This window comes from Aeromicrobium sp. P2_G6 (assembly GCF_056403535.1).
Map to the genome: position 1 here is coordinate 133,359 of NZ_JBFUFH010000005.1, position 12,747 is coordinate 146,105.

Here is a 12,747-nt window from a genome sequence, read left to right on the forward strand (position 1 = left end):
CCCCATGCGGAAGTCTGCGCGCGAGCAACGAGCGATGGTCATGGACGCCGCGCTCACCCAGTACGGCATGACCGGCATCGACGCCACCTCTGTCGAGGCGATCGCGCGGCGGGCGCAGGTGTCTGCGCCGTACGCCCACAGGCTCTTCGGCGCCAAGGCGGAGCTCGTCACCGCGGCCATCGCTGAGCACACCGATCGGCTGCTGGGCGTACTGCGATCCGCCGCTGCCGAACGAGGCCCGGACGAGACGGCCTTGCGGGCGATGGGATCGGCATACGACCAGCTGCATCAGGACGATCCGGGCGCTCTGCGGCGGCAGCTGCACGTCTGGGGCGCTGCCCACGACCCGGCGGTCACCGCGCCCGTGCAGAGCAGCTTCGGGGCCACCTGGGACGACGCCGAACGCATGAGCGGCGGACGACCCGACGAGATCAGGGAGTTCATGGCTCAACTGGTGCTCCTGACGATCCTGTCGTCCCTGGACCTGATGGACCTGTACAAGCCGAAACCACCCAGCTCCAAACGCTCGATGAAAGAGGATCATGTCCAACCTGTCGCGCCTGCTCAGTGACTCAGCCGGCCGCCACCCTGACCGGCCAGCCATCATCTTCGGCGGTTCGTCGCTGACGTATGCCGAGCTCGACGCTGCGGCGAGCCGCGTCGCCCATCTCCTGGTGTCCCAGGGGATCGAGCCGGGGGACAAGGTGGCGTTGTCGTCGCCCAACGTGCCGTACTTCACGATCATCTACTTCGGCATCCTCAAGGTCGGCGCGACGGTGGTGCCCCTCAACATCCTGCTCAAGCCGCGAGAGGTCGCGTACCACTTGGTCGATTCTGAGGCCAAGGCCTACTTCGCGTTCGAAGGGTCGGCAGATCTGCCCATCGGCGAGACCGGCTGGCTCGGGTTCAGCGACACCGACAGCTGCACCGACTTCTTCCTCGTGTCAGCTCGGGGGTCGACGCCCACCGCAGCGCTGGCCGAGCAGCTGGCCACGGGCGCGGCCCAGGACTACTCACAAGCAGTCGCCGATCAACCCACAGAGTTCGCGACCGTTGCGGTGGACGACGAGGACACCGCTGTCATCCTCTATACGTCCGGCACCACTGGGCAGCCCAAGGGTGCTGAGCTGCGACACCGCAACATGCGCGACAACGCGCTGGCCGGGCTCGACATCTTCAAGATCGATCGGGCACACCCCGACACGTACCTGTGCGTCCTTCCGCTGTTCCACTCGTTCGGGCAGACCGTCATCCAGAACGGAGCCCTGGCGTTCGGCGGCACGATCGTGATGCTGCCGCGGTTCGAGCCCAAGGCTGCGCTGGACCTGATGCTGGAGCACCGCGTGAGCATCTTCGCCGGCGTGCCGACGATGTACTGGGCGCTGCTCAACGCCCTCGACGAGGGTGTCGACGTGGCCGCGCTGGCGGCGAACCTCCGCATTGCCATCGCCGGGGGCTCGGCCCTGCCCGGTGAGGTTCACAAGAACGTCAAGCAGCGCCTCGATGTGACGATCCTGGAGGGCTACGGCCTGTCGGAGACGTCGCCGATCGCGTCATTCGCCCGCTTCGGCGAGGAGCCGCGGGTCGGCTCGATCGGTGTGCCGATCCCCGGCATCGAGATGAAGCTCATCAACGACGACAGAAGCGATGTCGCCGACAACCCGAACGCGGTGGGTGAGATCGCGATCAAGGGCCACAACGTCATGAAGGGCTACTACCGACGCCCTGAGGCGACAGCCGAGGCGATCCGCGACGGCTGGTTCCGGTCCGGCGACCTGGCGAAGAAGGACGAGGACGGCTTCTACTACATCGTCGACCGGTCGAAGGACATGATCATCCGCGGCGGCTTCAACGTCTATCCGCGCGAGATCGAAGAGGTGCTGATGCAGCACCCCGCCGTGTCGCTGGTTGCGGTCATTGGCGTCCAGCACGACCAGCACGGTGAGGAGATCAAGGCCGTCATCGTGAAGAACAAGGATCACGACGACGTGTCCGAGGCCGATGTCGTGGCGTGGGGGAAGGAGCAGTTCGCTGCCTACAAGTACCCCCGGGTCGTGGAGTTCGTCGACGAGCTCCCGATGACGAGCACAGGCAAGATCCTCAAGCGGCAGCTGAGCTGACCCCGAGCCGAGCTGAGCCTGCGCTGACGGAGGGGCCAGCGCAGGCTCAGCTCAATGCGTGACCACAATCTCGCCGGACGAGTTGATCAAACGGGTCAGTTGCCTCAGCGGCGGTCGACGAACAGGTCGTACTCGAGCCTTCCCGTTCCTCCGTATTGCGAGAGGTCGACAGTTCCTAGGTCACGGATGACGTCCACATCGAGGAACGTGTTGCCGGTGCATTCCCGCGCTGGGCGGCGGAGGATCTCGACCGCTGCGTCGGCGACGATCTCGGGAGTTCGGGACTTCTCGATAGCGCCCTCTCCGCCCAACAGGTTCTGCACGGCCGCGGTTGCGATGAGGGTTTCGGGCCACAGACAGTTTGCCGCGACGCCCGCCTCGGAATACTCCGCCGCCCATCCCAGGGTCAGGAGGGTCATGCCGTACTTGGCCATCGTGTATGCCGGGTGTGCGCCAAGCCAGTGCTGCGAGAGGTTCAGCGGCGGCGACAGCGACAGGATGTGTGGGTTCGTTCCTTCGCGCAGGTGGGGGAGTGCCTTGCTGGAGAGCAGATAGGTGCCGCGCAGCTGGATCTGTGTCATCAGGTCGAAGCGTTTCAGGGGCAGTTCTTCCGTACCCTCCAACGCGATCGCGGAAGCGTTGTTGACCACGATGTCGATACCGCCGAAGTGCTCGACCGCCTGGGCGACTGCGTTGTCGACCGATGCCTCGTCGCGGACGTCGCCGACCACGGCGAGGGCGTGGCCGCCCGCGGCCTCGATCTCGGTAGCGGCAGTGTGAATTGTCCCGGGAAGTCTAGGGTTTGGCTTGTCGGTTTTCGCGAGCAGCACGACGTTGGCCCCGCGACGCGCTGCGGCTATGGCAATAGCCAGACCGATGCCGCGGCTGCCGCCCGACATGATGATCGTGCGTCCGCTGAGGCTCATCCGGTGATTTCCTTGCCGAAGATCGTGCGCGCGATGATCCACTTCTGAACCTCGTTCGTGCCTTCGTAGATCTCGCCGATCTTGCTGTCGCGGTAGATCGCCTCGACCGGTCCGGGTGTGCCGTCGGCGCTGAGCTCTCGGGCGAAACCGAGACCGCCGAACGCCTGAACAGCATCGCGGGCGAGGTCGACCGAGAGCCTGGTGGCGTAGTGCTTCGCCATCGCGGCTTCCGGCTCAGGGAACAGTTCACCGGCGTCGCGGCGGAGGGCCGCCTTGAGGTAGAGACTGCGGGCGTTCTCGAGCTCGGTGGCGCGATCGGCCATGAGGAACTGCCAGTGCTGGTTGGCAGCGATTGGCCTCCCGAACGCCTGTCGGGTGCCGAGGTGGGCGACTGCGTGATCGAAGGCGGCTTGGGCCATCCCGACGCCGGCGGCAGCGATCCCGATGCGGCCCAGGGTGAGCGTTGCCAGAGCCTGGCGGAGTCCATGCCCTTCCACCCCGCCGAGCAGTGCGTCGTTCCCGAGCTGGACATCGTCGTACCAGACGTCTGCAGTCAGCTGTCCCCGGTTGCCCATCTTCAGGTCCGGCTCTCCGACACGGACACCGGGCAGGCTGGTGTCGACGATGAAAAGCGAAAGTCGGTCGCCGGTACGGGCCAGGGTGACGATGAAGTCCGCGACCGGCGAGTTGGAGATCCAGCGCTTGCGGCCGTTGAGGACCCATTCATAGCCCTTGCGCTCGGCACTCGTGCGAACGGCTTGCGGGCTGAGATCAGAGGACGCCTCTGGCTCGGTGGTGGCGAAGGCGCCGACGGCCGAGCCGTCGGCGACGCGCCGCAGCCAGGTCTGCTGCTGTGCTTCGGTCCCATGCGTCAACGTATTGCCCGCGAGGATGCAGTGGACGTCGAACACCGCGGCGATGCTGCTCGAGTAGTACGCGAGCTCTTCGATCGCGACGGCCGTGGCCGTGACGGGGCGCTCGAGGCCTTCCCCGCCGACTTCGCGCCCGAACGGGACACGGTAGAGCCCCGCAACGGCGAGGGCATCGAAGACGTTGCGCGGGAACCCGTCGACACGTTCGTCACCGTTGGCGATGTGCCTCGCTGCGGGTGCGACGATGTCGGTCGCGACCTGTCGAACCCGGGCTCGGACGTCCATCGCCTCTTTGGGGGACAGGAGGTCGTGATGGAGGCGATCGGCCTGCCTTGAGGGGTGGGGACTGATGGACATGCTGATGCGTCTTCCTCTGATGGGTTGGAGGTCGTATGTCTCGCCGTCAGTGGGTGACGACGATCTTGCCGCTGGCGCGACCCTGCTCGACGTACGCCATGGCCTCGAGGGTCTGGTCGAACGGGAACGTGCGGTCGAGCACCGGCCGCAGCGTGCCGTCGTCGTACAGCGCGGCGAGCCGCGTGAGCTGCGCACCGCTGGCCTTCATGAAGAAGAACGAGTAGCGCACTCCCAGCTTCTTGGCCTGCTTGCGAACCTTGCGGCTGAGCAGCGCCATCACGGGTTTCATGATCGGCTGGCCGAGCTGTTCGGCGAAGGACGGGTCGGGTGGGCCGACGACGCTGATCGCGAGTCCGCCGCGCCTGAGCACCGTCAGGGACTTCTCGAGGTTGGTCCCGCCGAGCGAGTCGAGGACGACGTCGTAGCCGGCGAGCACCTTCGAGAAGTCGCTCTTGGTGAAGTCGATGACCTCGTCCGCGCCGAGGGCTCGGGCGCGCTCGACGTCGTCGGTGTGAGCCGTCGTGGCGACGTACGCACCCAGGTGCTTCGCCAGCTGGATGACGGTCGAACCGAGGCCGCCTGCGCCGGCGTGGACCAGGACCTTCTGGCCCGGCTTCACCTGGGCGAGCTCGACGAGCGTCTGCCTCGCCGCAAGGGCGACCAGAGGTACGGCAGCTGCTTCTTCGTGCGACAGGGACTTCGGCTTGAGGGCCACATCGTCCTCGTCGATCGCGACGAACTCGGCGAACGTGCCGATCCGCAGGTCGCGGGGTCGGGCGTACACCTCGTCGCCGGTCGCGAATCCGCGCACGTCGGCGCCGACCTCCACGACGATGCCGGACACGTCATGCCCCAGGACGAAGGGGCGCTGGTACTTCAGCAGCTGCTTGAACTCACCGTTGCGAACCATCTTGTCCAGGGGATTGATGCTTGCCGCGCGGGCTCGGACGAGCACGTCGCGGGGGCCCACCTGGGGTTTGGGCACGTCCACGGAGCGGAGCCCGTCCTTGCCGTAGGACTCGACGATGAATGCCTTCATGTCAGCTCACCTTCTGGATTGCGTGTGATGCGGTGTCGCGGAGCGCGAGCTTGGCGATCTTGCCGACCGCGTTACGTGGAAGGGCGTCCACCACGTGGATGGCGATGGGTCGCTTGTAGCCGCTCAGGCTTGCCGCGCACCGCGCGTGAAGGGCTTCGAGGTCGACCACGTCGCCGGGCTCGGGCTCCACGTAGGCGACGACGACCTCGCCCCACATCTCGTCGGGGACGCCGATGACCGCTGCCTCGAGCACCGTCGGGTCGCCGGTCAGGACGTCCTCGATCTCCTTGGGGTAGATGTTCTCGCCACCCCGGATGATCATCTCCTTCGACCGGCCGACCAGCGTCAGATAGCCGTCGTCGTCGAGGTGCCCGATGTCGCCCGTACGGAGCCACCCGTCGGTCAACACCTGCTCCGTCTCCGCCGGACGACCGAGGTAGCCCCGCATGATGTTGGGCCCGGCGACGACGACCTCGCCGTCGACGCCGCGGGGGACCTCTGAACCGTCCACTGCCAGGATCCGCAGCTCCTGTCCGGGGAACGGCAGTCCGACGGTTCCCGCCTTGCGCGGGCCGTCGACGGGGTTGACCGTGGAGCCGCACGTCGCCTCCGACAAGCCGTAGCCCTCGACGATCGGAATCGCGTATCGCGACTCGAACCGCTCCAGCAGCTCGGCCGGCGCCGGTGCCGCACCGCAGACGGCGAAGCGGACCGATGACGTGTCGGGCCGTACGTCGGCGGGCAGCGTCGCGAGCATGCCGAAGATGGTCGGGACGCCGCTGAAGAACGTCGGGCGCTCGGTCTCGACCAGCGTGAAGAAGGTGTCCGGGTGGAAGCGGCTCGCCACCACGACGCTGGCACCGGCGAGAAGTGGCATCAGCACGCTGACGACGATCCCGTTGACATGAAAGAGCGGCAGGATCAGTAAGCACTTGTCGGCCTCGTCAAGACGGAACGCGTCCGAGCCCATCTGCGCCATCGCGTCGAGGTTGGCGTGGTCGAGCATGACGCCTTTGGGGACGCCGGTGGTGCCACTCGTGTAGATGAGCAGCGCGAGCGCACTCGGATCGACGTATGGCTCGCCGGCCGAGCCTGGCTCGACGACCTTCCGCAGCTCACTGACGTCCAGCACCGGCACGTCGGGCGAGTCGAGGGGCTCGGCGTCGGGCTCGACCACCATGAGGGCGCTTCCGGAGTCAGCGAGCTGGCGAGCGACCTCGCCGGCGGTGAGGCTCGGGTTGACTGGGGTGATGGTGGCGCCGATGCGCCACGCGGCGAACAACAGGACGATGAACTCGACCCGGTTGCTCAGCTTGAGCGCGACGACGTCACGCGGACCGATGCCGAGGTCGTGGAGGTGCGACTCGGCAGCCCGCACGCGGTCGAGCAGCTCGGCATTGCTGAACGTACGCGCGGAGTCGGACACGGCCAGTCCCTGTGGATCCAGGGCGGCGCGGCGATCGGGGAGAGAGGAGAACGACATGGTCATCGGGCTTTCAGGTGACGGGTCAGGAACTCGACCTGGTCAGCGACGACGGCTTCGAAGGCGTCGCCGAGATAGATGTCGAAGTGGCCGGCCGGATAGGTCTTGATCTCGCCCTTGGGAGCGGTGCGGGCGTACGCGAGCGTCTCCGCCGGCGGGGTCACCGAGTCGGTGTCGCAGACGCAGAACAGGATCGGCGAAGCGACCTTCTTGGCTGCGCGACCCGGACGGTATGCCGTGATGGTGGGCACCACTCGTGCCGCAACCTCGTTGACGAACGTCGTGCCCTCGGGCATCAGCGCCTCGTAGCCGGGCAGGGCGTCCGGTGCCGTCATCAAGGCCCTGGAACCGGGTGTCCCGGCGAGCGTGATGCGTACGGGCTCCTTGCCGCGAGCCTTCGCGACCAGGTCGCGGCCCACCAGGGGCATGAGCCGCATCGACCCGATCGGCCCGAGCGCCTTGGCCGACGCGAGACCGTCGGTGAACGGGCACTGCGACACCGCGGCGGTCAGCTCGGGGTGACGTGAGGCCACGGTGATCGCGTGACCGCCGCCAAACGAGCTGCCCCACACCGCCACGCGTGTGCCGTCCACGTCATCGCGGGCCTTGACGTGCTCGATCGCGGCATCCCAGTCGGCCAGTTGTCGCTTGATCGACAGGAGCTGGCGAGGCTGGCCACCGGAGTCGCCGAAGTGGCGGTAGGTGAAGGCAACGGCAGCAATGCCGGCCGCGGCGAACCGCTCGGCGAATGCGTCCAGACGCATCTCGCGGGTCGCTCCCAGTCCGTGCCCGAGGATCACGACGGGCGGTGAGGTGACGCCGACCGGAAGGTAGAGCCATGCCGCGCAGAAGTCTCCGCCCGAGGTGAAGGAGATGTCCTGACGGGTGAAGGTCTTCGTCTTGGTCTTGCTCATCGCTGCTGCTCCGATCCTGAGGTGACCGCGGCGCCGGCGCCGCGGGTCGTACCGGCCTGCAGCACCTCTTCGTAGACGCCGGGAATGTAGAGCGGCAGCTCTCCGGCTGCCTCCGTGCTGGCCATGTAGTCGCGCATCAGCTCCTGGCCCACCTTGGAGAGGGCCGTGGTGAGGAACTCCGCGCGCTCGAGGTGCAGGCCGTCGGGCAAGGACATCGAGCCGCCGAAGTAGACGGCCCGCTTGATGGCGCCGACGGACGCCTTGGTCCGCCTGCCGAAGTGCTCGGCCAGCTCGATGGCCCGGTCGAGGACCTGGTCCTGCGGCACGACGTCATCGACGGCGCCGATCTCCAACGCCTGTGCCGGGGTGAACGGCTTGCCCTCGAGGATCGCGACGAGGGAGCGGTGCGTGCCGACGAGCCGGGTCAACCGCTGAGTGCCTCCGCCGCCGGGCATGATGCCCAGCAAGACCTCAGGCTGGCCGATGAAGAAGTCGCCCTCTGCCATGACCCGCAGGTCGTTGGCCCAGCTGAACTCGGCCCCCAGCCCCAGGGCGGATCCGTTGAGGGCGGCCACGAAGATGACGCCGCTCTGGTTCATCTTCAGGAATGTCTGGTGGACGCGTTCGAGCTGGATCGTCGGCCACAGCGGGGTCTTGCCCAACAACGGCCGCATGCCGCCGACGCGATTGACCCCCCTGGCTGTGTGCGCCAGCGCGGAGGCGCCCCTGACCCCGACGGACGGGACCGTTGCGCCGCCCTCCTGCAACCAGCGGACCTCGGCGTGGCTCACGAAACGTCCGGGATGATTCCCGGTGAAGACCACCGCATGAACGTTGGGATCGGCGTCTGCACGATCGACCAGGGCATCCAGCTGCTCGGCGATGTCGTTGCCGAACAGCCCGAGCGGACCGCCGTCGATCCGGGCGACCAGGACGGTTCCTCGATCCTCGATCTCGAGGTTTCCTCTGACTTCTTCGGTCATGGCGGTTCCTTGCACGAATGGGGGAGTTTCCAGCACACTATAACGAAGTTACAATGGCCCGACAAGACCTCACCTGCGGTGCTCCACCGGTCACGCAGGCGCCGATGGGAGTATGGGAACCATGTCCGAGGAACTGGCACCGCCGCTCGACCCGCCAGCACGTCTGGTGCAGGCCACGGTCAAGCTGCTGGCAGAGCAGGGACCCTCGGCCATCAAGGCGCGGACGATCGCGGCCGAGGCCGGCATGTCGACGATGGTCGTCTACCACCACTTCGGTGGCGTCCCTGAGCTCGTCGGGGCCGTGATCGACCACGGGTTCCGCGAGATCGAGAGCGCCTTCGCCCAGGTGCCCGTCACGGATGACCCGGTGACCGATCTCTTCTTCATGGCGTTGGTCGTCAGGGACATGGCACGCGCCAACCCGCACCTGTACGACATGATGTTCGGCCTGTCGACCCGGGCAACGTACCGACCGACGGACAAGGTGGCCCGCCGAAGTGGGCACTCCGAGGCGTTCCAGGCTGCGTACGCACACGTGACGGCGGCCTGCGAACGACTCGTCGCGTATGAAGGTGTCCAGGCCGTCGACGCCAAGAGCATCGCCGCCGGGCTGTGGAGCACGATGCACGGCTACATCAGTCTTGAGCTGGCGGACCACTTCGTCGAGTTCGAGGACCCGGTCAGGGCGATCATGATGCCGGCCGGTGTCGTGTTCACGGTGGGCCTTGGAGCAGACCTGGCAAGCGCCAAGGCGTCGCACGAGGAAGCCTTGCGCCGCCACGAGGCTGCCGCGCTGCGCTGAGCTGAGCGCCTACGTCCGTACCTGGTCCTGGCGCCCGAGCGCGTCGACCTCACGCTCGATGTCTGGGACCGCCTTGGCGGCGAAGCGCCTGAACCACGGCCACGTGATCGAGGAGTTGACGAACCCCTGGGCGACGTTGGCGATCGACACGGCTCGTGGCACGTACACCCGTCGTTCGCGCCGCTCGAGGCCTCGGACGATCGCTTCGGCCGCGTCCGTGACGCTCGTCGTCACGTTGCCCGGATAGGGCAGGCCGTCGCGGAGCTTGCGGAACGACGGCAGGTCGGCCTCGGCGCCGCGCACCAGGTCCGTGTCGATCCATGACGGGTGGACCAGGCTGACGGAGATGCCGAGATGGGCAACCTCCTGGCGGTACGTCAGCCCCAACGCTTCGACGGCCGCCTTGCTGGCGCCGTACGACGACATCGAGGGCAGCGCCAGGAACGACAGCGCGGACGCGATCACGGCGACATGGCCGCGGCTGCGCTCCAGGTGAGGCGTTGCGTGCTTCAGCGTGCGGAAGACACCGTTGACGTTGACGTCGAAGACCCGCTCGAACGACGCGTCGTCCGTCTGGCGGATGGTTCCGTATGCCACGACGCCGGCGTTCGCCACCAGGAAGTCGATTCCACCCAGGGCCGACGCGCAGTCGTCGATGGCGGCCTTCAGGTCCTCCGAGTTCCGCACGTCGACCTCACGCCACTCCGCCGTCGGACCGAGCTCGAGGGCGAGACTCCGGAGGCGTTCGGGTTCGAGCCCGATGAGTCCCACTCGGGCGCCACGCTCTGCGGCGATGCGCGCCACCTGCTCGCCGATCCCGCGCGCCGCTCCGGTGACGACGACCGTCTTTCCCTGCAATGAAGTCTTCATGGAGAGGAACTGTAACTTCGTTATGTACGCTTGGCAACGGTGCCGAGAACATTCCACCTCAGGCGCGCTGGTCCGCCTCGAGCATGGCGAGCGCTGACTGGGTGCCGTTCTCGAGGACGGACTTGGACAGCCGTCGATCGGAGAGCGCCCGGGAGAGCTGCATCGTGCCGACCAACATCGTGAACAGGTTGAGCGCCGTGCCCTGAGCCGCTTCCGGGTCTTCCGGAGAGAGCCGACCGGCGATCTCGTCGAGGATCGCCTTGGCGCCGGTGGTGTACGCGCGCTTGGCCGTGGTCGAGCAGCGCCCGATCTCGTCGAGGAGCGCTGCTGACGGGCACCCCGTGTCCCGATGGTCGCGCTGCTTGACGGTCAGGTAGTCCCGTATGAACTCCTCGAGACCGGCGCGACCGGGCGCCAGGTCGCTGAACGCGGCCGCCTGCCGGCTCAGCTCCTCGTGGACCACGGTCGCGACGAGGTCGTCCTTGGACTCGAAGTGCGCGTAGAACGCGCCATTCGTCAGTCCGGCGTCGGCCATCAGCGTGGCGACGCCCGACCCGTCGAACCCGTCCTGCTTGAAGCGCTTGCTGGCAGCGTCGATGATCCGTCGCCGGGTGATGTCCTTGTGTTCCTTGCCGTAGCGCGCCATCTGTTCATTGTATGACGGTCATCATGGAAAAGGTGATGCGACCTCTGTCAGTAGACCTGCACACCGTACGCGGCGAGCGCCTCCGTCACGGGCTGGAAGAACGTGGTCCCACCCGTCGTGCAGTCGCCGCTGCCGCCTGAGGTCAGGCCCAGCGCCTTGGTGCCGTCATAGAGGGCGCCACCGCTGTCGCCGGGCTCGGCGCAGACCGTCGTCTGGATCATCCCGCTGACCGTTCCGCCGCCCTGGTAGTGGACGGTCGCGTTGAGCGCCGTGACCCGGCCGGTGCGGATGCCGGTCGTGCTGCCGCGTCGGGTGACGGATTCTCCGACGACGGCGTTCGCTGCGCTGGTGATGTCCTGGCCGCCGACCGTGCCGGGGTAGTCCGTGAAGGACGAGGTGTACTGCACCAGGGCGTAGTCGTTGCCGGGGAAGCTGGCCGACAGCGTGTTGCCCAGCAACGTGGTGCGGCTCGACGAGCTCCACCACTTCTTCTCCGGCTTGCCGCAGTGGCCGGCAGTCAGGAAGTAGTGCGCCGTGCCCTTCATGACGTTGAAGCCGAGGGAGCAGCGGTACTTGGAGCCGTAGATGGCATCGCCGCCCGAGGCGAGGGCGCGGAACGATCCTGCCACCGTCTGCAGCCGTGCCGTCCCGTCGAGGTCTGCGACCGCGCGCTTGACCTTGTCGAGGCGAGAGCCCTTGACGGTGCTGTCGACCGAGACGACGACTTGCTGCGTGGAGGTGTCGACGCCCCAGGCCGTACCCGCGAATGCGGCCGACCGGTCGAGGTGCTTCATGGCCGCGGCGAGCTGCGCGCGGCTGGCGCCACCGTCAGAGCTCGCCTGGGCGGGTGCCTGCACCGCCAGGGCCGCCAGGCCGAGTGTTGCGACGAGTGCGCCCATGCGCCGTGCGAGTTGCAGGTTGGAACTCATGACTGGCTCCTTCATCTGGTGCCGGAGACCCGAGATCCCGTTGATCTGCTCGCACGCACCGCCTCCCACACCATCCTCCATATGCGGCGCATCGACAAGACCCGATCGAACCAGATCTGCTGCCAGATCGGGCTAGTGCCAGGTCGTCTCAGCGAGCCAGAACCGCGCTGACCTGCGTCCGGATGTCGTTCACGACAGCCGCATCGCTCACGCTGGGGTTCGCATTCGCGGCCATGCTGAGGAAGCTGATGGCCGAGACGATGTGGGCCAGGGTCCTGGCATCGTCATCACCGATCGACTCGTCCCGGACCAGGACGGCCGCGATGGCCTCCTCGGTCTGCGCACTGATCGCGAGCGCCTCGCCGTGGTGGGGCTCCTCGGGATCGCCGAACGCCATCTCACGCAGGTAGATGCGGCCGTTGTCGATCTGGGTGCGGTTGCACTCCACGATCGGCTGCATGATCGCCATCACCGCATCCAGCACGTCGGGGACGTTCTCGGCAGCTCTCCGGCCTCGCTCCAGCGCTTCGGCGTAGTGGGCGTTCTGCACGAGCAGGAGAAGCTCGCCCTTGGTCTTGGCATAGAGGAACAGGGTCCCGGTGCCGATGTCTGCCTTGTCGGCGATCTGCTGGGTCGTGACCTCTTCGACACCGTGCTCGGCGAACAGCTCGCTCGCGGCGGCCATGATGCGTTCGAGCTTCTGCTGCTTGTTGCGCTCGCGCCGGCCGACCGGCTGGGAGGCGAGAGTCATGGCGCATCCTCCGGGAATCGGCTCTGACGTGGCTCGGGCACATACTCCCACGACC

13 protein-coding genes are annotated in these 12,747 nt (G+C 67.1%); 3 read left to right on the forward strand and 10 right to left on the reverse strand.

Features of this window, described 5'->3' with window-relative positions:
* The first annotated feature begins 4 nt into the window (after positions 1 to 4).
* Complete coding sequence (locus tag AC1DVU_RS16290; protein WP_476923508.1) at positions 5 to 571, forward strand: TetR/AcrR family transcriptional regulator; 567 nt, start codon at positions 5 to 7, stop codon at positions 569 to 571.
* Positions 543 to 2,120: a long-chain-fatty-acid--CoA ligase gene (locus tag AC1DVU_RS16295; protein ID WP_476923509.1), complete on the forward strand. Its 1,578-nt coding sequence runs from the start codon at positions 543 to 545 to the stop codon at positions 2,118 to 2,120. Before AC1DVU_RS16290 ends, AC1DVU_RS16295 begins: the two co-directional genes overlap by 29 nt.
* Positions 2,121 to 2,224: 104 nt before the next feature.
* Here AC1DVU_RS16295 and AC1DVU_RS16300 read toward each other — a convergent pair whose 3' ends face one another.
* From AC1DVU_RS16300 to AC1DVU_RS16325, 6 genes are read right to left on the reverse strand one after another with little or no spacing between them, the layout of a single operon-like run.
* Positions 2,225 to 3,046, reverse strand: a complete 822-nt coding sequence (locus AC1DVU_RS16300; RefSeq protein WP_476923510.1) for an SDR family oxidoreductase — start codon at positions 3,044 to 3,046, stop codon at positions 2,225 to 2,227.
* The gene (locus AC1DVU_RS16305; protein WP_476923511.1) at positions 3,043 to 4,275 is read right to left on the reverse strand and encodes an acyl-CoA dehydrogenase family protein; all 1,233 of its coding nucleotides are present in this window, start codon (positions 4,273 to 4,275) and stop codon (positions 3,043 to 3,045) included. Before AC1DVU_RS16305 ends, AC1DVU_RS16300 begins: the two co-directional genes overlap by 4 nt.
* Positions 4,276 to 4,321: 46 nt before the next feature.
* Positions 4,322 to 5,314 carry an NADP-dependent oxidoreductase gene (locus AC1DVU_RS16310; protein WP_476923512.1) on the reverse strand — a complete coding sequence of 331 codons (993 nt, stop codon included), beginning with the start codon at positions 5,312 to 5,314 and terminating at the stop codon, positions 4,322 to 4,324.
* A gap of 1 nt (position 5,315) precedes the next feature.
* A complete protein-coding gene (locus AC1DVU_RS16315) occupies positions 5,316 to 6,797 on the reverse strand; it encodes a class I adenylate-forming enzyme family protein (protein ID WP_476923513.1) in 1,482 nt (493 codons plus the stop codon).
* Between the two features lie 2 nt (positions 6,798 to 6,799).
* Positions 6,800 to 7,711 (reverse strand): alpha/beta hydrolase, encoded by a 912-nt coding sequence (locus AC1DVU_RS16320; RefSeq protein WP_476923514.1) that lies wholly within the window; start codon positions 7,709 to 7,711, stop codon positions 6,800 to 6,802.
* Positions 7,708 to 8,694 (reverse strand): enoyl-CoA hydratase/isomerase family protein, encoded by a 987-nt coding sequence (locus AC1DVU_RS16325; RefSeq protein WP_476923515.1) that lies wholly within the window; start codon positions 8,692 to 8,694, stop codon positions 7,708 to 7,710. The genes AC1DVU_RS16320 and AC1DVU_RS16325 overlap by 4 nt, the downstream gene beginning before the upstream one ends.
* A gap of 121 nt (positions 8,695 to 8,815) precedes the next feature.
* Between AC1DVU_RS16325 and AC1DVU_RS16330 the strand changes: the two genes are divergently transcribed.
* Positions 8,816 to 9,496 carry a TetR/AcrR family transcriptional regulator gene (locus AC1DVU_RS16330; protein WP_476923516.1) on the forward strand — a complete coding sequence of 227 codons (681 nt, stop codon included), beginning with the start codon at positions 8,816 to 8,818 and terminating at the stop codon, positions 9,494 to 9,496.
* A gap of 9 nt (positions 9,497 to 9,505) precedes the next feature.
* Here the strand turns inward: AC1DVU_RS16330 and AC1DVU_RS16335 are convergent, their stop codons facing one another.
* From AC1DVU_RS16335 to AC1DVU_RS16350, 4 genes are all read right to left on the reverse strand, one after another.
* Positions 9,506 to 10,366, reverse strand: coding sequence for an SDR family oxidoreductase (locus tag AC1DVU_RS16335; RefSeq protein WP_476923517.1), 861 nt, complete (start codon positions 10,364 to 10,366; stop codon positions 9,506 to 9,508).
* A 58-nt stretch (positions 10,367 to 10,424) separates the two neighbouring features.
* Complete coding sequence (locus AC1DVU_RS16340; RefSeq protein WP_476923518.1) at positions 10,425 to 11,012, reverse strand: TetR/AcrR family transcriptional regulator; 588 nt, start codon at positions 11,010 to 11,012, stop codon at positions 10,425 to 10,427.
* 47 nt (positions 11,013 to 11,059) lie between these two features.
* A complete protein-coding gene (locus tag AC1DVU_RS16345; protein ID WP_476923519.1) occupies positions 11,060 to 11,941 on the reverse strand; it encodes a S1 family peptidase in 882 nt (293 codons plus the stop codon).
* 148 nt (positions 11,942 to 12,089) lie between these two features.
* A complete protein-coding gene (locus AC1DVU_RS16350; protein WP_476923520.1) occupies positions 12,090 to 12,692 on the reverse strand; it encodes a TetR/AcrR family transcriptional regulator in 603 nt (200 codons plus the stop codon).
* Positions 12,693 to 12,747 lie beyond the last annotated feature (55 nt).

What these genes read in the sequence shown, in the direction of transcription:
- AC1DVU_RS16290 (WP_476923508.1), top strand. Translation starts at nt 5, where the DNA reads ATGCGGAAGTCTGCGCGCGAGCAACGAGCGATGGTCATGGACGCCGCG.
- AC1DVU_RS16295 (WP_476923509.1), top strand. Translation starts at nt 543, where the DNA reads ATGTCCAACCTGTCGCGCCTGCTCAGTGACTCAGCCGGCCGCCACCCT.
- AC1DVU_RS16300 (WP_476923510.1), bottom strand. Translation starts at nt 3,046, where the DNA reads ATGAGCCTCAGCGGACGCACGATCATCATGTCGGGCGGCAGCCGCGGC.
- AC1DVU_RS16305 (WP_476923511.1), bottom strand. Translation starts at nt 4,275, where the DNA reads ATGTCCATCAGTCCCCACCCCTCAAGGCAGGCCGATCGCCTCCATCAC.
- AC1DVU_RS16310 (WP_476923512.1), bottom strand. Translation starts at nt 5,314, where the DNA reads ATGAAGGCATTCATCGTCGAGTCCTACGGCAAGGACGGGCTCCGCTCC.
- AC1DVU_RS16315 (WP_476923513.1), bottom strand. Translation starts at nt 6,797, where the DNA reads ATGTCGTTCTCCTCTCTCCCCGATCGCCGCGCCGCCCTGGATCCACAG.
- AC1DVU_RS16320 (WP_476923514.1), bottom strand. Translation starts at nt 7,711, where the DNA reads ATGAGCAAGACCAAGACGAAGACCTTCACCCGTCAGGACATCTCCTTC.
- AC1DVU_RS16325 (WP_476923515.1), bottom strand. Translation starts at nt 8,694, where the DNA reads ATGACCGAAGAAGTCAGAGGAAACCTCGAGATCGAGGATCGAGGAACC.
- AC1DVU_RS16330 (WP_476923516.1), top strand. Translation starts at nt 8,816, where the DNA reads ATGTCCGAGGAACTGGCACCGCCGCTCGACCCGCCAGCACGTCTGGTG.
- AC1DVU_RS16335 (WP_476923517.1), bottom strand. Translation starts at nt 10,366, where the DNA reads ATGAAGACTTCATTGCAGGGAAAGACGGTCGTCGTCACCGGAGCGGCG.
- AC1DVU_RS16340 (WP_476923518.1), bottom strand. Translation starts at nt 11,012, where the DNA reads ATGGCGCGCTACGGCAAGGAACACAAGGACATCACCCGGCGACGGATC.
- AC1DVU_RS16345 (WP_476923519.1), bottom strand. Translation starts at nt 11,941, where the DNA reads ATGAGTTCCAACCTGCAACTCGCACGGCGCATGGGCGCACTCGTCGCA.
- AC1DVU_RS16350 (WP_476923520.1), bottom strand. Translation starts at nt 12,692, where the DNA reads ATGACTCTCGCCTCCCAGCCGGTCGGCCGGCGCGAGCGCAACAAGCAG.